Annotated in this window: 23 protein-coding genes; 10 read left to right on the top strand and 13 right to left on the bottom strand. The window is 49.3% G+C overall.

From position 1 onward, the window contains the following. Positions 1-41: 41 nt before the first annotated feature. Together RYZ59_RS20530 and RYZ59_RS20535 are read left to right on the top strand one after the other, a co-directional pair. Positions 42-353, top strand: coding sequence for a type II toxin-antitoxin system HigB family toxin (locus tag RYZ59_RS20530; protein WP_000558568.1), 312 nt, complete (start codon positions 42-44; stop codon positions 351-353). Then, on the top strand, positions 350-769 hold the full coding sequence (locus tag RYZ59_RS20535) for a type II toxin-antitoxin system HigA family antitoxin (protein ID WP_268052073.1): 420 nt from the start codon (positions 350-352) through the stop codon (positions 767-769). The genes RYZ59_RS20530 and RYZ59_RS20535 overlap by 4 nt, the downstream gene beginning before the upstream one ends. A 36-nt stretch (positions 770-805) precedes the next feature. Here the strand turns inward: RYZ59_RS20535 and RYZ59_RS20540 are convergent, their stop codons facing one another. From RYZ59_RS20540 to RYZ59_RS20550, 3 genes are read right to left on the bottom strand one after another with little or no spacing between them, the layout of a single operon-like run. Continuing rightward, positions 806-2008 (bottom strand): phage tail protein, encoded by a 1203-nt coding sequence (locus RYZ59_RS20540; protein ID WP_318050401.1) that lies wholly within the window; start codon positions 2006-2008, stop codon positions 806-808. After that, positions 2001-2330, bottom strand: a complete 330-nt coding sequence (locus RYZ59_RS20545) for a hypothetical protein (RefSeq protein ID WP_000121260.1) — start codon at positions 2328-2330, stop codon at positions 2001-2003. The genes RYZ59_RS20540 and RYZ59_RS20545 overlap by 8 nt, the downstream gene beginning before the upstream one ends. After that, the gene (locus RYZ59_RS20550) at positions 2327-2986 is read right to left on the bottom strand and encodes a maturation control protein (protein ID WP_186805022.1); all 660 of its coding nucleotides are present in this window, start codon (positions 2984-2986) and stop codon (positions 2327-2329) included. Before RYZ59_RS20550 ends, RYZ59_RS20545 begins: the two co-directional genes overlap by 4 nt. A 253-nt stretch (positions 2987-3239) precedes the next feature. Between RYZ59_RS20550 and RYZ59_RS20555 the strand changes: the two genes are divergently transcribed. Together RYZ59_RS20555 and RYZ59_RS20560 are read left to right on the top strand one after the other, a co-directional pair. Then, positions 3240-3377 (top strand): hypothetical protein, encoded by a 138-nt coding sequence (locus tag RYZ59_RS20555; RefSeq protein ID WP_165612481.1) that lies wholly within the window; start codon positions 3240-3242, stop codon positions 3375-3377. Further along, entirely contained in the window at positions 3349-3579 is a 231-nt protein-coding gene (locus RYZ59_RS20560) for a hypothetical protein (protein WP_071444879.1), read from the top strand. The genes RYZ59_RS20555 and RYZ59_RS20560 overlap by 29 nt, the downstream gene beginning before the upstream one ends. A 246-nt stretch (positions 3580-3825) precedes the next feature. Here the strand turns inward: RYZ59_RS20560 and RYZ59_RS20565 are convergent, their stop codons facing one another. After that, complete coding sequence (locus RYZ59_RS20565; protein WP_126510743.1) at positions 3826-4464, bottom strand: Ref family recombination enhancement nuclease; 639 nt, start codon at positions 4462-4464, stop codon at positions 3826-3828. A 145-nt stretch (positions 4465-4609) separates the two neighbouring features. Between RYZ59_RS20565 and RYZ59_RS20570 the strand changes: the two genes are divergently transcribed. From RYZ59_RS20570 to RYZ59_RS20580, 3 genes are all read left to right on the top strand, one after another. Beyond that, on the top strand, positions 4610-5050 hold the full coding sequence (locus tag RYZ59_RS20570; protein WP_071444882.1) for a hypothetical protein: 441 nt from the start codon (positions 4610-4612) through the stop codon (positions 5048-5050). A gap of 22 nt (positions 5051-5072) precedes the next feature. Next, positions 5073-5564: a hypothetical protein gene (locus tag RYZ59_RS20575; protein WP_318050394.1), complete on the top strand. Its 492-nt coding sequence runs from the start codon at positions 5073-5075 to the stop codon at positions 5562-5564. Between the two features lie 736 nt (positions 5565-6300). After that, the gene (locus RYZ59_RS20580; RefSeq protein WP_071444884.1) at positions 6301-6732 is read left to right on the top strand and encodes a hypothetical protein; all 432 of its coding nucleotides are present in this window, start codon (positions 6301-6303) and stop codon (positions 6730-6732) included. A 32-nt stretch (positions 6733-6764) separates the two neighbouring features. Here the strand turns inward: RYZ59_RS20580 and RYZ59_RS20585 are convergent, their stop codons facing one another. The 6 genes from RYZ59_RS20585 to RYZ59_RS20610 form a co-directional block, all read right to left on the bottom strand. Beyond that, entirely contained in the window at positions 6765-7439 is a 675-nt protein-coding gene (locus RYZ59_RS20585; protein WP_318050392.1) for a hypothetical protein, read from the bottom strand. 1 nt (position 7440) lies between these two features. Next, positions 7441-7911 (bottom strand): hypothetical protein, encoded by a 471-nt coding sequence (locus RYZ59_RS20590; RefSeq protein WP_220755902.1) that lies wholly within the window; start codon positions 7909-7911, stop codon positions 7441-7443. After that, the gene (locus tag RYZ59_RS20595) at positions 7904-8386 is read right to left on the bottom strand and encodes a hypothetical protein (RefSeq protein ID WP_071444887.1); all 483 of its coding nucleotides are present in this window, start codon (positions 8384-8386) and stop codon (positions 7904-7906) included. The genes RYZ59_RS20590 and RYZ59_RS20595 overlap by 8 nt, the downstream gene beginning before the upstream one ends. Before the next feature lie 82 nt (positions 8387-8468). After that, complete coding sequence (locus RYZ59_RS20600; RefSeq protein WP_071444888.1) at positions 8469-8921, bottom strand: hypothetical protein; 453 nt, start codon at positions 8919-8921, stop codon at positions 8469-8471. 9 nt (positions 8922-8930) lie between these two features. Then, a complete protein-coding gene (locus RYZ59_RS20605; protein ID WP_081364652.1) occupies positions 8931-9251 on the bottom strand; it encodes a hypothetical protein in 321 nt (106 codons plus the stop codon). Positions 9252-9332: 81 nt separating this feature from the next. Further along, a complete protein-coding gene (locus RYZ59_RS20610) occupies positions 9333-10358 on the bottom strand; it encodes a tyrosine-type recombinase/integrase (protein ID WP_234105101.1) in 1026 nt (341 codons plus the stop codon). Between the two features lie 556 nt (positions 10359-10914). Between RYZ59_RS20610 and RYZ59_RS20615 the strand changes: the two genes are divergently transcribed. Then, positions 10915-11949: a hypothetical protein gene (locus RYZ59_RS20615; RefSeq protein ID WP_071444890.1), complete on the top strand. Its 1035-nt coding sequence runs from the start codon at positions 10915-10917 to the stop codon at positions 11947-11949. Between the two features lie 28 nt (positions 11950-11977). On the opposite strand, the gene RYZ59_RS20620 is transcribed toward RYZ59_RS20615, so the two are convergent. Next, entirely contained in the window at positions 11978-13489 is a 1512-nt protein-coding gene (locus tag RYZ59_RS20620) for a terminase (protein ID WP_185812396.1), read from the bottom strand. Continuing rightward, positions 13489-14718, bottom strand: a complete 1230-nt coding sequence (locus tag RYZ59_RS20625) for a hypothetical protein (RefSeq protein WP_071444891.1) — start codon at positions 14716-14718, stop codon at positions 13489-13491. The genes RYZ59_RS20620 and RYZ59_RS20625 overlap by 1 nt, the downstream gene beginning before the upstream one ends. 263 nt (positions 14719-14981) lie before the next feature. Here RYZ59_RS20625 and parM point away from each other — a divergent pair, with 263 nt between their 5' ends. Beyond that, positions 14982-16061 (top strand): ParM/StbA family protein, encoded by a 1080-nt coding sequence (gene parM / locus RYZ59_RS20630; protein WP_071444892.1) that lies wholly within the window; start codon positions 14982-14984, stop codon positions 16059-16061. Beyond that, entirely contained in the window at positions 16061-16552 is a 492-nt protein-coding gene (locus RYZ59_RS20635; RefSeq protein ID WP_071444893.1) for a hypothetical protein, read from the top strand. Before parM ends, RYZ59_RS20635 begins: the two co-directional genes overlap by 1 nt. Here RYZ59_RS20635 and RYZ59_RS20640 read toward each other — a convergent pair. Continuing rightward, positions 16532-16942 (bottom strand): hypothetical protein, encoded by a 411-nt coding sequence (locus tag RYZ59_RS20640; protein WP_071444894.1) that lies wholly within the window; start codon positions 16940-16942, stop codon positions 16532-16534. The genes RYZ59_RS20635 and RYZ59_RS20640 overlap by 21 nt on opposite strands. Positions 16943-17114: the final 172 nt, after the last annotated feature.

Here is a 17114-nt window from a genome sequence, read left to right on the forward strand (position 1 = left end):
GATATTATGTTTCCAAGATGGAAACATAAGGAGAGCGAAGGATGCACGTTGTATCGAGAGCACCTTTCGATACAGCCACCAGGCAATTCCCCAATCAGGCAGCGGCACTAGACGACGTATACCGGACTTTGAAGAGAGAGAACTACACTTCACCGGACGAAATGAAGAAACGATTTGCCTCGCTGGACAGAATGAAATATCGGGAGAAGTGGTGGGTGATCGATGTTGGCGGTGGGAATTTAAGGGTGATGTTTTTTGCTGATTTTGAACGTGGAAAAATCTTTATAAAGCACATAACCACACACGCCGAATACGACAAGCTGACAGATTTTTACCGGAGAACTAAAGAATGATGTACACCGATGCTATCCAGGCGGCAAACAGCCTGGTTAGCATTGTCCCCCTCCTGGGGGGCAATGCCTCTCGCAAGGACTATGAAGACGCGCTGACGCTGGTTGAATACCTGATTGAACACGAGCCAGATCATCCGCTGGTGGACATGCTGGTTGCGAAAATTGCCCAGTATGAAGATGAGGCGGAAGAGTTCGCAGAGTTCAACGACCGTATTGCAGCGTTACCAAGCGGCGTGGCCCTGCTGCGTGTCCTGATGGACCAGCACAAACTGACTCAGAGTGATTTTGAGGAAGAGATTGGTAAGAAATCGCTGGTGAGCCGTATCCTTAACGGGACTCGCTCATTAACACTGGATCACATGAAAGCACTTGCGCGGCGCTTCAACATTCCGCCCAGCTCATTCATGGACGCGTAAAACAGCCCCCTGACCGAAAGGTTGGGGGCTTTTGTATTAACCCCTGCCTTTGTTTTTCACGTAGTCCAGGAAGCGCTTCTCGGCATCCTGACGTGATACACCAGTCATTATCATCGCATCAATAAACGCCTGGCGTTCCACCTTGAAACGGTCGGCGAGCTGCTGCTGCAGCACCTTATTTTTATCCTGCTCGGCTTTAAGCTTTTGCTGACTTTCTTCTGCCTTTGCCCGTTGTTTTTGCGTCATTTTACGGGCTTTTAGCAGTTTATCGCTGAGGGTGCGTAGCTTTGTACTGTCTCGCGCAATCTGATTACCCAGCGCTTTCTGGCGGCGCTGGTATTTATCCCACTCCTGACGCATCGCCCCCTGGTTAGTTTGTGAGTTACGGTTCTTGTTGAATCTTTTCCGGTCTTCCTCGGTGAAATGCTTAGTAGTACGCCGCTTGTCGTCACCGAACCCTACACGCTTAGCGGCCTGCAGCATGGCCTGACCGATCCGCAATTGCCAGCTTGCCGACTGGAGTCGGGTCATTGCGTGGATCACGTGCTTACAGGCGATCCCTTTGAGATTAGGGTTACGGATTTTGGGGAAGGCATATTCTTTTGGCGGTGCCAGGGCAAAGTTACCGGCGGTCGCGATGTAGCGATACCAGTATTGATGACGACCACAATCACAATCGAAGGATACGCGACCAGCACACAGCTTTTTCGTCACTTTTACCGCGCTAGTCTCATCCCCCAGCTCATCAATCAGTGAATCCCATTCCTCAAAGCGCACTTTCACGCGGTGATGCTGGTCTTCGGAGCGTTCTGAGGCCTCCACGCTGACCGTGACGACGTTATGTTTCAATGATGAAGGCACGGCTCGCTTAATGCCGGAACCGTCGTCTACGGCGTTGTTAGCACGTTTAACGTCGATCGCCTCACTTCCGGCTATGAGCTGGGCATAGGTGATCCCGGCTATGCCTGAATTGAACGTCTGTCGAATATCCTTGCGGCGACCTTCAAATGCCTTTAGATCTTCGACGGTGAAGAACGTACCGCCTTTTTTCTTCTTGCCCAGCGAGATGATATCTTCGGCTGTTTTGTTCTTCAGTGAAAACGGCGTCAGAGTGCGGCGAGCAGCGCGGCGCTTGCTTCGCTTATCCTTCTCAATCTGGTTGAATAGGCGTTCGAACTCGCGCGCGCTGAGGCCTTCTGTCTGGTATCGCCCGTTACTGGCGCGGGGAAAATCAGCCACTGATTAACTCCACTGTTCCCGACGCATAGTCTCGCATCCGGTCACGTATCCAGGCCACCGGCGGCACGGTTAACGTTGTGCCAACCGGCATGGCTTCAGTTTCAGATTCATGCCCCACCAGCAGGCGGAATACCCAACGTAATTCTTCATTACCGTAACAGCGAAACGCCGACAAATCAGAACGGTAAACCTCATCGGGCTTGATGGTGTAAGAGATGTTGTCGGCGCTGTAGCTGGTGGCCCGTGCAATGACTTCCTGATGAAACAATGCCAGCAGGATAGGATCGTCAATTGTGCGGTCATCCAGGCGGTTGTAACTCATAGAATGACCTCGTTATCACTGATTCGCTGCCCGGTTAGCGATGGCGGAACGGCGTTTGCACTGGTCACTTCCTGATGCTTAATGAGGTTCCCGAAAACGCGTAATAGCGGGTGCTGCTCGCGTTCTTCGCCGCCGCCGGTCATTGCTTTGATGTACGCAGCAGAGGTGACAGGATGGTATACCGTGGCAAAACAGCACATGATCGTGAGCAGGTGCTCGGGTCGAATATCCTGCCAGTTGATGTGATACACCTCGTCACCGGCGGCGTTGTAATCAATGTCCACGATAGAAGACGGGATCTCATATGCGCCGGGGTTTTTCTCAGGAAGAGAAATGGCTTTCTGGAGGCGCAATTCGTTGTAGCGCTCGATGCCGACGAGAACGGCTGCGCGCGAGTCTGTATGTCGCGTCTTCAGTGAAACATGGTGAGCGCCGCTTTCACTCGCAATGGTCCCACTGGTTTCATCCACCAGCACCTTAAAGTCAGCTTTAAGTAGCTTCTCGATGGCGGGGATCACTTTTACTCGTTGTTGTTTTAATGAGTTGGGGAGTGGTTTCGGGATGCTCATTATCAGGTTGTTGTCATCGTTATAGATAGCGGTGACATAGAGCGGGTTTGATGTTGAGAGACTGAAAACAGCTATTTTTTGACTCAATTTTCTATCCTCCAGAAAGCAAAAAGGCCGCGATTGCGGCCCCTTACTGGCTATTGATGTTCCCAACCGCGCTAAAGCAGGAAGTTAAATTGTCAAAAGTACCCTCAAGGGAACACAAAAGCTGCGAGGATTTTATGCGGTTTGTACTTTGTGTTTTTTCATGTCAAAGGAAAAATTATTAGTCACGGTGAGTTGAGTAAGGGTTGGTTGACCTCCTTCATAATCAAGAATAGGCAGCTTAAGCGGTGGAATTATGTATCGTTTACGCCATACTGGTCTGCGTGAATTCAACCGCTTGTTTTCGGTGACGTTTTCGCAGCCGGTGTACTCGGCGATTATGACAATCAAAAAAGGAGAAGAAGATGCCTTGGAAGAAAAAGGTTGGGCGTAGCTTTGGATGTGCTGATGGAGTTTTTGCTGGTCATCCAATTGACCAAAAAGAAGCAAAATCAGCAATAAAAGACGCAAAAGCGAATGGTGCTTCATTTGATGATTTTGCTAAAGAAATGACTTCGTATCTTGGTGGCGCGCATCCTAATGCAACCAGCGAGCATGTTCGTAAGCAAATTGATCGCGCCAGAAAGATGTGGTGATAAGAAAGCAGGCAGTGTGTTAGCTGTCTTCGTTGTCGGGGTTGGCGCTTTTATGCCAGTCCCGTTGTTCCTCAGTATTGAGGCCGCACGGCGGCTCTGTCTTACTCCACTTACCAGCCCACCAATATTGTCCGTTCCGGCGCTCACAGGTTCCGCAAATCTTGCAAATATGGAGTTTGGTCAATCCATCCAGTACATATACGTGACCGTGGGGATTTAAGGCCCGTTCCGTTGTTGTGCGAGCCATTAGCGCCCCTCTCTGGTTATTCCAGCCTGTTTGTAGGCCATGAGTAGCAAATCCTCTTCCGAGGCGTTCAGGCGCGTAAATTCGGCCTTTCCGCCAACGTTCCCGCTGGCATGAACCGGCACCAGCCACGGGTATTGCTCGCGATCTGCTTTTGGGGCCGCGTCCTGGTGATGCCACCGGCACAACGGTAAAACATCCATATGCGCGCCAGCTGCAGTGCGCCCATTTACATGATGCAGACTGACAATTGGCTGGTGGTGCTTATGCAGCCAGCAAGCGGTGCAGGGGAGTTTGGCTAACGCATTCATTACGCGCCGTTCGTCTGCTGTCGGGGTTCGGCCTTTCAGTCCTCGCGTTGAGGTTTTGCGGGGTTTGGTAACGGTAAGTGTTGTACGTGGTTTCTGTGCCGATTCCTGTCGCTTAATGCGCTGTTTTTCACGCTGCGCTTCCTGATACTCCGGCGAACGGATACGGGCTAATCGTTTTTCGGCGGATCGTTGTGCTGCCGCCTGGCGTTTTTCCTGTTGATGTTGCCGATAAGCTGGGTCAGCCAGCTTGGTTTTCTGACGCTCGCGCTGCCGTTGCGCTGCGATTCGCTGTTTTTCGTAGAGTGCATCCCGATCCTCTGTACTAAGCATGAACAACCCTTTTAAAATACCTTAGAATTAATGGTATTCTCAGAGTATAAAACGGAATGTTGTAATTTATCCATTCGATAAATACAAACACCTTAGAATTACATTTAATTTTTATTGTTCACTTACGAATGACAGGAGTGTTTTTGTGACCACTGCAGATATCGTGGTGTTTGACCTGGACAATACGTTGGCTGACCACCGCCACCGTGAGTATCTGATTCCTGGCCCGGACATGATGGGTTACGCGCCGAACTGGGACCGTTTTAGCCTGGCGTGTGAGAAAGATACTCCCATCATGGCGAATATCGCGTTGCTGGTGGCACTGAGCAGACATTACAGGATTTTCATACTTACCAGCCGGGGAGAGGTGGCCTATGCGGAAACCGCTGCCTGGTTATCGCTATTCCAGATCCCTTATGACCGCCTGATCATGCGTGGGGAGAAAGAGCACCGACCACCAGCTGAGGTTAAGCGCGACTGGATCAGGAACATCGGTACCGAAAACATTTTGTGTGCGTTCGATGATAACCCGGACGTGTGCGCCGCTATCCGTTCTATGGGCGTTACCTGCCACCAGGTCGCCTGAATCCATTACAAGGAAGCCAGCAATGAGCGACACCCACCAGATAGACCAGATTGCTTTAATAAGTGCCATTTCTACAGAACTGTGCCGCCAGATTCCTGGCCTCACTGTAGACCACCGTTACAACACGATAATCGAAGCAGCCAATTTAATCGTTAAGGAGTTCGCCCGTAAGCCTGTCGTGGGCTTGAAGGGGGTAGGATTGAATGCGTGGCTTGCCAGTGATGATGTGGGGGCCAGCAGTCTTTATATGGCAGCTATGCTGACGGGGAGCTGTAGCGCTGAGCATGCTTACCCCCGTGACGTTGATGATTTTGGGGGCTGCGTTCGAATGATAGAGGCGGTGTACCAGGAAGGGGCAAAGGTGCCTCTGGACCCTATGCTTAATTGCGGGCCTCATTGGGCCATGGTCACAACCAACTGGCTGTCATGGGAAACGATGTACAAGGCAGAGAAGTTTGCGGAACTCCATGAGGCGATGCGTGAAGCGTATGCTGCAGTAGCCGTCGGTAACTAACCATATAGGGGGTACAATTACCCCCTTTCCTACCTAACTTTCTAAGCCCGTGTAATCGTCCGTCTTTGTGGCGGGAAATGTGACGTCGTATCGGCGACTGTAATGGTACCAAGGTCGTTGCCTTGTTCGTCATACTCACGATACGTGTAATAGTCCGTATCACGCCCTTTGCGGTCCTCGTTTCGGCTACTGATTAACTCAAATCTATGGTTTGGGTTCAGGTTTAAAGCCTCGATATATTCTTCATCCATGTAAAGCCTCGTTTTTGTTTATTGAATAGCGGATTAATCATAGACCACTACGGAGCGTAAACGTACTGTTGGTTATTCAATTACACAATCTTTCAATATGAAGATTTATTTTAAAAGTAAAGATAACAAGCTTTAGTTTGATTTTCATGTTCAGCCCTTTGTTTTTATCATTTCTCGTTGGTGGCTATGTTATTTTCTTCAGGGGCAGGTGAGCAAATGAGTTTTTATAGTAACCTGCTCATTGCCCTCCTTTAGTTGTTATAATTAAAATTAAAGTAAACCCTTAGAAAATAATGTCTAATAGCCAACACGCCCAGTCATAGCAAGAAGCCATGAGCCACAGGGCGCGCGGCAGCTGACGCGCTCAGGTTGGGGCGTTAAAGATTATTGCTTAATAACATACTATTGTTGCGGAAAGTCCTATAACCTATCTCGCCAGATATAAGTGAAAGCATATTTATTGCTTTTTAGTCTGGTAGGGAAATATGAAAAATATAAAACGGGTTTTAATTTCTGCATTGCTAATCTCTGTTCCGACAGTAGGACAATCCACCAGCTTACGTGCGCTTAATTTCGAGTGCGGTACGCGCAAAGTTATCATTTATCAGGACTCAGGCATGGTCGCGTTAAATGGTAATAAAATGGATGACGTAGAGTTTAAAAAGGGAGTGGAGGGTTACATTGTCAATTTCGCGGAGTATGCAGCTGCTGGTGGCTCCCGGACGGCGTACAGCTTGTGGTTTAAACCCGATTTAACTAAGGGCCAGATGCCTGCGCTAATCCATCAGTGGCTGAATGCCGACAGCAAGCCCCGCAAAGAGGCGGAAGTAGACGCCTGCAGCTCACCAACTCAGATCGTGGCTGATAACCCTAAACCGTCAATGCTTGAATTGTTAGCGGAAGATGCTGAAGGGTGAATAACAGCCCCCTGGTGGGGGCCGGTCGGTGATTACTCAGGAACGCGCGCGGCCTGCTTTAGCTTAGCGGTCGTAAACGCTTCTTGTATCAAGTCTGGCGACGGGCCGACTACCGCGAACTTATCAAGCTCCGGCGCGCGGATGAATGCTGGTGTGCTTTCCAGCAATTCCAGTGTGCGCGGGTGAGGGACCACATAATGCAGCTCCGGCTGCGCGCCATCGTGCTCCCCAATATAGACCCAGGCTTGTTGGCCCAGCCCCTGCACCTGCAGAAACACCATTGCAATAGCCATGGGCAAAACGGTGTCCTGGTAAGAATGGGATTGATGACCATTTGTCATAATGTCGCCGGTGCTCGGCTCCGGGTTATTCTCGACCTGCCAGCCACCAACCAAACGACCTTCAATAAACACGATCGGATTGACCACCATCGGCACCAGGCGCAAAAGCCGTTGCGCGAAACTGGCATCCTGTGACGGTACCATTACCTTCGCATTCAGATGTTCAGAAATGCTATCCGCGTCCTCTATCTGCGTGTCTGGTGGCGTCCAGTAGCGCTCGCTACCGCGCTCCCATACCGTAACGCCATTGGTATTAATGGGGGTGAAGCCGGTAAGGGTAAACAAGGCCAGATCAATATTGTTCTGGTCTATTTCGTTGCCATCGAGGGTGAAGACACTCACCCCCTTGCCGATGATGTATTCCATGTTATTTACCAGCCTTTGCGGTTACATCCCCTTTGGGTTGGCTGGTGTTTTTAGCCGATTTCGGCACATCAAAGCTGTCTACTTCTTCCAGCTCCGGGCAGACAATCTTTTCCAGCATTGCACGGGCGACAATCATCCCCGCTTTAGGCTCAAATGATTTACCGCCATCGTCGATCACCATTCGCAGAATAAGCTCTGAATGGTCGCCAGGCTCCACCAGCGCTACGCATTCGGCAAGTCTGGCATGGTTAGCTCTTGCGATATCAGGTGCAGAATAAACCTTCAGCACGTGGCCTTCAGGGACGTTAAACGCCAGCCCTGTTTTCAGCCAGTACGCCTTTGCGTGATTACCGGCATTGCGGATGACGGCCTCAAAACGAATGTCTGTAGCCTCAATAGGGAAAGTAGAGCCACCAGCCAGCATTGGTACCGTTGCGCCTTCATCAATCTTGCAAATCTGTAATTTACTCATGGATATTTTCCTGTGTTTTAAATTTGTAATACCGGCATGCTGCCGGGAGTGGTTTGTCTTGATAGGACTCAATCAGTCCCAGCTTTTTCAGCCTTGCGGCAGATCTCAGAAATATCGTTCGTGACACGCCGTTTACCCGCAGCATGTCGCTTGCCGTAATGACGCCTCTTGACTGAATGAGTCGCAGAATCTGTAAATCCACGCGATAAAGGCGGTACGGCTTCATGCCAATAATTCTGGCGGGAGTAACCGCGAGCCGGTACCGGCATCCGCTCCGGGCCAGCGTCTTGTTTTCAAGAAAGTCACGTAGCGTTTTGCGAATGTGATCGGTGCTGACGCCAGGTAGAAGGGCGGTAAAATCCCGGCGGGAAAGCGTCAGGCCGCGCTTTTCACCGCAATAGATCGCGATAATGGCGGCGGCAACGTCCGGGTATGGAGAAGAAAAGATCTGTAATTGTGGGAAGGCGTTGTTCAATTTGCTATCCTGTCAGTGGCTTTTTCAAAGGCTAAATCGCAATGAAGAAGGGGGGCTGTAATGGCCCCCTTTTTTCTGTCTATCACCCTTGTTCCCATCGTTCCCCGGTGTCAGCACACACCATTCCATGACAGACACGTCCCTGGTCCTCTCTGTACGCCATTCCCCCGTAGCGCTGGCGCTGATTGAAGAACTTTCTACCGGCAAGGTAGGCGTAAGGGCTGGTGGAGTCCTCCGCGTCATCAGGATTACCGGCCTCCGCGTCAATTATCCCGCGCTGGAACTCGTCAAGAACGTCGCGCCGGTCGTCGAAACGGATCACTTCTCCATGCTCCTGGTCGCGGCAAAACTCGATCACCCCGTTCTTAACCAGAGTGGCTAATGTCTTGGGATGCTGGAAAATGTCAGGACCGAAGTAATATCCACTGTATGAGTCCACATAAGACCCGTTGCTGAAGTTGCCGACTGGATCATTTATGTCATGGGCGCTTGCAACGGCGACGAACAGGCGCACAACGTTTGACGATACGGACATTCGCTTCTCTTACGCTGGTTTGTGGCGACTGGAATATTCCAGTCGGATTGGCCCGGAAAACACGTTATTGATGCGGTCAACTAATGGCTGGTGCTCGTTCTGGTAGTAAACCAGCAACTTGCGCGCTGCCGTTTCGGTCACTCGCTGTACGTACTGGCAAGCGGCGTTACGGTCCGGGTACTCTTTTTCAAGCGTCAGGAGGGGGGTTACTTCGGATTGGGTGGCAATGCCAAAAACTACCACGGCACGACCATGTTTGATGCCTGCAGTAAAACTAACCTTGCAATGGTCAATGACAAAGTGTCTGTGAAGCAGGACAAGATCCGACATAACACCTCCTTTGGCGTGTGTCCGATTTTGTCCTAATAACAGTCACGTTACAACAAATAAAAGCCTTAGAATAATATGTATCTACCTTTCCATGATGTCACTCATGGCGCTGTTTTCGTTCTTCAGGCGTCGTAAATAGCGCATTACTGTCTCTGGTTTTGACCATGTTCCTTCGTGCATTATCTGCGCCATACTCACACCGCGCTCAGCCATATCTTGTGCAGCTCCGACCCGGGCGCTATGTCCAGACCACATTTCATACCTGCCTTTGTTGGTAGTTTGCGATGGTCTGCCCAGCAGCCGCCAGGTATCCTGGAATATTTTTTCCAGTGAAGGCGTCGTCATCGGCGTTTCTGATATCTGTACCCGATCATTTTTAAATACACGACAAAACACAACCGCGTCGGGATGGCTGATCAGCTCTGAAGTATTTAGCCATTTTTTCAACATGTTACTGGCTGGAACACTCAGATGCTTGATGACACCTGCGGCGGTCACGACTGTTTTTGTGTGAGAAATGTCCATGATTATCCGCTCATCGTTAACGGATAAGTCTTTTACCCGGATTCGGGCGATTTCCTGTATTCGAAGAAGCGAGTTATAGGCTACATACAGAAAAGCGAGGTTTCGCAAATCGGCAAGCCGGTCGGACTGGGACAAAATATGACTGGCTAACTGCAGGTCGGCGAGCCGGAACGGGACGGCCTGTCCGGTTTTCTCTCCGCCAAGAACGGACTGGCGGCGAATTTTCTTCATCGCCAGCTGCACTTCTGTACTGTTTTTCAGATCGGGAAGCCCACAAATTCGGGCCAACATGTTAAGCATCGCAAAATGATTGGTGATGCTGGTGGATGCAACACCGGCTTCATGTAGTTCCAGAAAATAAGCTCTGGCGCAATCGGGCATAATCGGCAGCGGCGCGATCTGATTTTTCTGGCACCACACAGCCCACGCCCGGACAACCGATGTTAGTTTTTTGAACGTATTTTCAGAATATGCCTCTTTATCCGCCATGAATTTGCGTAGATTCTGTGCAACTTCCTCTGGAGTGATCCCCGTAAGCTCGGGAAAACTCGAATTCATGTCGATAATATTCGGATAGTTCAAGTTATGACCTCCTTGATAACGTGAGAACCGTGTGAAACGGCCTCATGCAAAATACATACTTTCTAAGAAACGACGTGCTACGTAAAAAATAAGGCCACCAGCAACGCCAATGGTCCCAATCTTTCACAGGCCTCTAAAATGATCACCAAGATAACCCGTTAAACTGATCATAGCACGTAACTTTATATAACCCCCATTATCTATAGTTATTTTTTTGCCTATTTTGGCTCAAACGTGAGTGAGCTTAGAATCAAAAGTATATATAAAGGGAAAGGTTTGCTTTAGTATGTACCCATGACAGGCCACATGAATGAGCTAACTCAGGATGAGGGCGATGGGATTCAGGTCGGTCATTGTGTTACCTGGTCGTCGTTACCTCAGATTGGTGATCATTTTGCGTGATCACCTGCCAGACGACGTGACACATAAGGTGCTGGAAGCATGGCTTTATTGAGATCGCTGTCTTTCTAAGGCTTTATCGTGTTCGTTGATTACTTTCAATGTGGGTAGCAAGTGGGTAAGAACGTGTTAGTACAACCAAAAGGACAATCACACAATGCCAGCGTTTAATGACGTGATGTTTGAGCAGCAGTACAAGTTGTTTTTGCAGACCAAAAAAGACTGGATGCAACTGGTTGATTCACTCGCCATCTGTCACAGCAGAAATGCCAAAGACGAGAAGATTCGTCCTATCGCATTTTCAAACGATGAGGCTATTTTTAATAAAGCTGTTGATTTACAAATTCGGTGGAAAAAGTTTGCTGAACTTGCTACTGAGATGAAGAAAAACAAAAGCATAGCCATATCGACAGCTATATATTCACCGGTTCCAATGTTAATAATTGAACCAGTGTCCGTAGCTATTGGTTTTTTTAATGCTGCAACAACATGCACTCATACACGCGAGGATTTGCTTAATAGGTATGAAAAGCAAATAAAGAAACTTAGAAAGTTTCCTCATACAAATGAAGCCGTTAAAGCGCTCACTGAGGAAATGGAAACATTTGAAGCATACCCCGAAGGACACAAGTTCCGACACCGTGTTAGTGGGTATCAGGATACTGTCTTAGATGTTGTTTTTAAAGGTGAAAACGAGAGTACGCGCGCACGTTGCGGGACTCATGGCGTCATGATTTATCACCCGCAATGGACAAAGGACGACATAAAAATATCAACAGAGCCTAAAACAGAATATTTCAATAAGTATAGTCTTATAAAACCATTGAAATGCTCAATATTTACGGTTGGGGATATTTACGGCATTGATCAAATAGAGATTGCAGAGGCTAAGGCTGCGCAAAAAACTATCGTTGAGCAATCAATTTTAAGCCGTATTACCCACTTTGAAAGACGGGCTAAAACTAAGCTGGCAAAGGCTAAAACAGAGGCTGAAATAGAAAAAGCTAACCGCTCAATAGAGGCGGGTAGGCGTAAGCTCGAATTGCTTACAGAAGAGGATCGGAAATTACTTGAGCGAAAATTTGCGACCGATAATAACAATATTCTTTCTATCTCAGAGCTGCGTTCCATGTTTGGAGATACACGCAGCCGACGCGGTAAGAATTTTAACATTCTGATTAAGAAAGATTGAAATTGGCAGGGGGCCACCAGCCCCCTCCTTAAATCACATCATCATATTTCGACAGTTCTGCCAGTGCATCTGCGCGGGTTTCTTCCATGTCTCCACCCAGGTCATCATTAGCAGGGCGATACGATATCAGCGTTGAAAAACAGTACGTATCCCAACGGTCAGGTGACTTGATATTCATCTTCTGCCGCATGTAGTCCTTTTTCATCATCGCAACACGCCCATCCTCGTTTATCTTCCAGGGTATTTTAGAGGCCTGTTCTGCTGTTTTAGGCGACGAATCCAGCCTCATCCGGCCTGTCTGTATGGCGTCACGAGCTGCTATGTTGGCATAGGCTCTCTGGCTTACAAATCGGTCCTTATCTGTTTTGGCGAACATAGGCTTACCCCAGCGGATACGGACGACGTTAACTCCCCTGCGCTCCAGCTGGTCGGCGGTAGCTGAGCCTACGCCGTCACTATCCACGCCTATAGTGATATTGGGGAACCGCTCCTGAGTACATTCGTTCGCAATAAAGTCACCGAACTCTGTAGGGTTCATGGTACCCGGCATTTCAAGCACAACGAACGGAACGAACCGACGTTTCTCACGATAGCCGCTTACCTTCATAATGTTCAGGACGGATTTGTCTCGACCGTTCCCGACGTCAGCAAGCGCCACCCAGCCCCAGTTTTTCTCAAGGTACACTTTACGACGCTGGGCGCGCTCACAGGCATCGCGGCCCAACAGGAAGCCATCAATCACGGACGGGAACTGGCCCAGTACCTTGATTTTGTACTCCATGCTGTCACGACCGCCATATTCCGCCAGCTTCATGACAATAAAGTCGTCAGTTACAAACGGTGATTCTTCAGAGTTGAGGACAATCGACGTCCAGATCCCTTTAGGGTTATGTTCAGTCTTCGCCAGGCTGTGATGAGAGTCGTAGAAGTAACCAGACGGGCGCGTCGGCTGGGAAAGCATGAGCATGCGGTTATCAGCTTCCGTCAGCGCGCCGGTAAGGATGCCGATAGCCTTATCAGAGATACCGGACGCTTCATCCAGAATTATCAGTAAGTGTTTGGAGTGCTCCCCTGCCAGCCCTTCCTCATTACCCAGGCGATAGCCTTTACAGAGAACTTCCCACACACCTTTCCGGCTTCTTTCATAAAACATGGTGTCGGTTAAAACAAAGTGGTTCTGCAGCCACGGGTGACGTTTTACGGCGTTGGCCCAAAAGGTTTTTACGTACTTGAAGACGCCAGATTTTACCTGCGCAATTTTGTTCGCGATGATAACGACGCGCGCATCCGGGTACAGAATCATGTAAATCATCAGCATCATAGCTGTCAGGGATGACTTACCGGTACCATGCCCCGATGTAACGGTCGTCATGCTCTTTATCTGCTGAACCGACTGCAGTATTTCATCCTGCTGCCAGCTCGGTTGCATTCCGAACAATTCAACGACCGCTAATCCCCAGTCATGACGATAGCGGATAGCCATGTCACGCCAGCGCGGATCAGAGGTTACGCATTTTATTTTCTTCTTCCCGGATGCCATTATTCGTCCTCATCCGGGGGCGCTATCGCGATCTCATCGCCTTCGCCGTATAACTCGCGGGTCGCCTCGTAATCGAGATCTAACCCCTCTTCATCTGGGTCTAACTCCCCTTCGCGCCGGATGCCGTCATGGTTCGTATCGCCATACCCGCCCTCGTCTACAATCCTGGCGACGGTTTCCCGGCGCTCTTTCAGGAAGGCTTCTTTACCGGCCTGCGCTTCGCGATATTTACGGGCCTCTTCTTCCAGCTGGTCATCATCAACAGCACCGGCGTCACTTACTGGCGGTTCTGCTTCCTTGATCTCCTTAGCCAGCCTCAAGGCGATGGAGTCCGGCAGTTTTACCCCATGACGCTCGATGTACTCAGCGGTTTCTGCTATATCCCAGTCGTTTTCATCACGCAGCTGGTAGGCGGTGGCAATAACCTGTGCCTCGGTCGCTTTTGCGCCCAGCTTTTCACGGTCAATCTTGAGCTTTTCTCGTGAGGAACGGATAGAACTGATACGGGTAGCGTGGTCATCCATCCTGTAGCCGACTTCAATCAGGAGTTTTGTCAGCTTTAACAGCGGGTGTGGCCCGGACGGTGCATCGTCATCGCCCTCCTTGTCACCCTTTTCTCGTGGGGTATTCATGTTGGCTATTTCTGTTTCGAATAGCTCTACTGCCCTTGCGGTGGTTCGCGACAACAGTTGCATATGCTCGACGGCTGTTTTAACTGTGGATGCCTCGCATTCTTCCAGGCCAGCCTCCAACAATGAGACAGCCGCATCACGATCAACCTCGCGGGGCTTCCCTCTGGTATTCGCGACAACATTCACCTCATTGCCGGTTTCGAATTGCTTACCCTTACCTCGTTGTTTCGGTACATGTGGGATCACTTCCCCCTCATGCACTGGTTTGATCATTTTGGCGCGTGTGCCTTTGGAATTATTTTTTTTATTTTTCGTGCCTGCTCGTGTTTCGCCGGGTTCACTCTCTCCTGTAATTTCCTCTAAGGCACTGCTGTGCTTGAGTTTTCTTCCCTTCCTTCTGATGGTTAGATCATCTGCCTGATCACGCGCCGACAGCGTGGGCGCCAGCCCCTCTTCATCCGTCTTTTTGCTCAGTTCGCGACGTGCGGTATTCGGGTTTAAGGAATGGAATTCGGCATACTCCTTGTAAGTCACGCCTGACTCAAGTTTATGTTTTTTATAATTTTCCCTGTGCCAATCCCAGTCAATCTTTGCCATTACGCCTACCGCCAAAAACCACACTGCCGCGAGGATAGGCGGTCTGGTTTTTAGAGTGATCACGCAAATGATCACTTTTTTTTGATCACTTATTTGATCACTTAGATTTCCCCCTGCTTATTGATCATTATCTGTCCTTTTAATAAGCACATTTATTGCCCATATGGTTGCTAAATAGTTCTTTGAATATGGACTTTTTAAGTCTTTATGGTACATTCCCATTGCGATTTATTACTTTGAAATTAGCTAATAGGAATTAGGATATGAGTAAGAAAAACTACGTTTTTGTTGCAGTGGATGCAGGCTCCGGCAATGTGGCCCTGACCTTTGAACGTGATGGCAAGATGGAGACTTATGTAACTCCGTCCCTGATTCGCTCAGGTAGCCAGCAAACGTTAGCCAGTGAAACATCATCCTCATGGTTAACCACCGATGATGGTCGTGAGCGCAGCTATGTTGTCGTTAACAAAGGGACGGACCTGGTTGATACCTGCGACCCTGACTATCAGGTAAGTGCAGCACATCGTGTATTAGTTAATGAAGCCCTTGTTCGTGCCGGTCTTGACGGTGCTGACGTGATACTTGCGGAAACACTGCCGGTGAACCAGTTCTACTCTGACATTGGTAAGATTGATCGCGTCCGTACCAAGGCTAAAGCCGACAACCTTTTGATACCCGTTCGCAATTACAGCGCCGATATTCAGCCAGCCCGTATCGCACATGTTGAGGTATTCCCTGAAGCTGTTCCTGCCGTGATTTCTGCCCAGTCTGACTTTCCAGATTTGTTAGAAGCAGAAAGCATCCTGGTCGTTGATTTAGGGCGCTTCACCTGTGACATGGCTGTGGTGGATAAAGACCTGCAGGTTATTAGCCGTCGAACGACTGAGAACGGTATTCATCGCATGATTGAGCGCGTTTATGCTCTACTGCAGGAGTTTGAGGCCACCAGCGGGAAAAATATCAACGCCAAGAGCCTTAACATCGAGAGCATTGATACGATAATTCGTCAGGGGTTCATTGGTTCGCGCCTGGAAGCAGCTCGCAGCAAGCGCATTGATGTATCTGGCGTTATCAGTCAGGCCGCCAGTGAACTGGCTGAGATTATCCGCGCTGATATTCGCAAGGTTCACAGAAACATGCTGGATATTGATGCACTATTGCTGGTAGGCGGTGGTGCAAACTATATTGGTGGTCGTCTACATGGCATGCCTGATTACACCGCCGACTGGCATGATTTGGTATTCATTCCTGAATACCCGGAAACAAGCATTGTACGCGGCGTTTACTTCGCACTTGACCCAGTGCGTGACGAGATACTGGCTGAACTTAGCGAGCGGAATTAATGACAAAACAAACCATCAAGATTACCGGGCTGGCTGAGTACAGCCCCTTAACTGACGCGCTGGCAAATGAATACAACGGTCTGCAGAGTAACGCCGCTAAACGTCGGCTGATGCTGGATTGTCTGCGTTACGGTTATGCACTGGAGAAAATGGGGCTGGGCGCTCTGGTTGCACTAATGGAACGTCAGGATCTGATGGCATTGCCGGAAAGCGAACGCGCTGAGCGCTTTATCAGTATGGCTATGTCATTGATGGGAATGGTTGCGGCTGACCACCAGCCAAAGAAACAAAACAGACAAGCTGCCCCAGTTGAGTCTGAGGCTTTGGTACCGGGCAAGGTGTCTGAGCCAGCTCCACTACCGAATGATGCAACGTCTGTTAAACCAGTGGAAAGCAGCACTCCTGGCACTAAGCCCTACCAGGTGGAGAGTGAACGTGTATCACGCCCAATAGCAAGGCTTAGCCGTCCTTCAGACGATAGTAATACCTGATGCGATCCGCTCACGGCAAATGCTGTTGAATAAGTTAAAAGCCAGCCGGGAAACCTCCTGGCTTTTTTTATTCTCTAACTCCAGATCCTTCTTACTCCCACTATGAAACGGCAAATCGTCGTAGCAAACCTGCCTGTTACCTCTGATCTTGAATAGATAACCTGAAACCGACGTAAGCAGATACATGCGAGGATATGCGCCGGGGAAAGAGAAGCAGCTGGCAGACGGGGATTTCATGAAGGTACGCACGATATTCGTGACTGATGTATGCCCGTTCTCAAGCTCGGGATAGGCTTCGGTGAGTGCCGCCATGATTTCAGAAATCGTCATGTAACGACCGCACTTCAGCATAACTGCGGCTACTTCGACACTGGTTATACGTTCAGACATTCCATTTCCTCCGCTTAACATTACCGTTAATTCTAAGGAAAATATAAGCATAGGTAATCACGTACCCTCAAATTTTGAGTGCGCCTGATACGTTTTGGAGAAAAATGGATAAAAAAAAGGGCTGATTAAATGGTCAGCCCGTTTGCAAAGGAATTAATGTCGTAATGTCGCC

The organism is Citrobacter sp. HN-141 (genome assembly GCF_033341895.1).
GTDB lineage: Bacteria > Pseudomonadota > Gammaproteobacteria > Enterobacterales > Enterobacteriaceae > Citrobacter.

Bases quoted from the DNA above. Each gene is read 5' to 3' on its own strand.
- RYZ59_RS20575 (WP_318050394.1), top strand. From the start codon at position 5,073: ATGAGCGACACCCACCAGATAGACCAGATTGCTTTAATAAGTGCCATT.
- RYZ59_RS20555 (WP_165612481.1), top strand. From the start codon at position 3,240: ATGTATCGTTTACGCCATACTGGTCTGCGTGAATTCAACCGCTTGTTT.
- RYZ59_RS20580 (WP_071444884.1), top strand. From the start codon at position 6,301: ATGAAAAATATAAAACGGGTTTTAATTTCTGCATTGCTAATCTCTGTT.
- RYZ59_RS20620 (WP_185812396.1), bottom strand. From the start codon at position 13,489: ATGGCATCCGGGAAGAAGAAAATAAAATGCGTAACCTCTGATCCGCGC.
- RYZ59_RS20625 (WP_071444891.1), bottom strand. From the start codon at position 14,718: ATGGCAAAGATTGACTGGGATTGGCACAGGGAAAATTATAAAAAACAT.
- parM (WP_071444892.1), top strand. From the start codon at position 14,982: ATGAGTAAGAAAAACTACGTTTTTGTTGCAGTGGATGCAGGCTCCGGC.
- RYZ59_RS20530 (WP_000558568.1), top strand. From the start codon at position 42: ATGCACGTTGTATCGAGAGCACCTTTCGATACAGCCACCAGGCAATTC.
- RYZ59_RS20585 (WP_318050392.1), bottom strand. From the start codon at position 7,439: ATGGAATACATCATCGGCAAGGGGGTGAGTGTCTTCACCCTCGATGGC.
- RYZ59_RS20635 (WP_071444893.1), top strand. From the start codon at position 16,061: ATGACAAAACAAACCATCAAGATTACCGGGCTGGCTGAGTACAGCCCC.
- RYZ59_RS20565 (WP_126510743.1), bottom strand. From the start codon at position 4,464: ATGCTTAGTACAGAGGATCGGGATGCACTCTACGAAAAACAGCGAATC.
- RYZ59_RS20590 (WP_220755902.1), bottom strand. From the start codon at position 7,911: ATGAGTAAATTACAGATTTGCAAGATTGATGAAGGCGCAACGGTACCA.
- RYZ59_RS20545 (WP_000121260.1), bottom strand. From the start codon at position 2,330: ATGAGTTACAACCGCCTGGATGACCGCACAATTGACGATCCTATCCTG.
- RYZ59_RS20535 (WP_268052073.1), top strand. From the start codon at position 350: ATGATGTACACCGATGCTATCCAGGCGGCAAACAGCCTGGTTAGCATT.
- RYZ59_RS20600 (WP_071444888.1), bottom strand. From the start codon at position 8,921: ATGTCCGTATCGTCAAACGTTGTGCGCCTGTTCGTCGCCGTTGCAAGC.
- RYZ59_RS20560 (WP_071444879.1), top strand. From the start codon at position 3,349: ATGCCTTGGAAGAAAAAGGTTGGGCGTAGCTTTGGATGTGCTGATGGA.
- RYZ59_RS20605 (WP_081364652.1), bottom strand. From the start codon at position 9,251: ATGTCGGATCTTGTCCTGCTTCACAGACACTTTGTCATTGACCATTGC.
- RYZ59_RS20640 (WP_071444894.1), bottom strand. From the start codon at position 16,942: ATGTCTGAACGTATAACCAGTGTCGAAGTAGCCGCAGTTATGCTGAAG.
- RYZ59_RS20615 (WP_071444890.1), top strand. From the start codon at position 10,915: ATGCCAGCGTTTAATGACGTGATGTTTGAGCAGCAGTACAAGTTGTTT.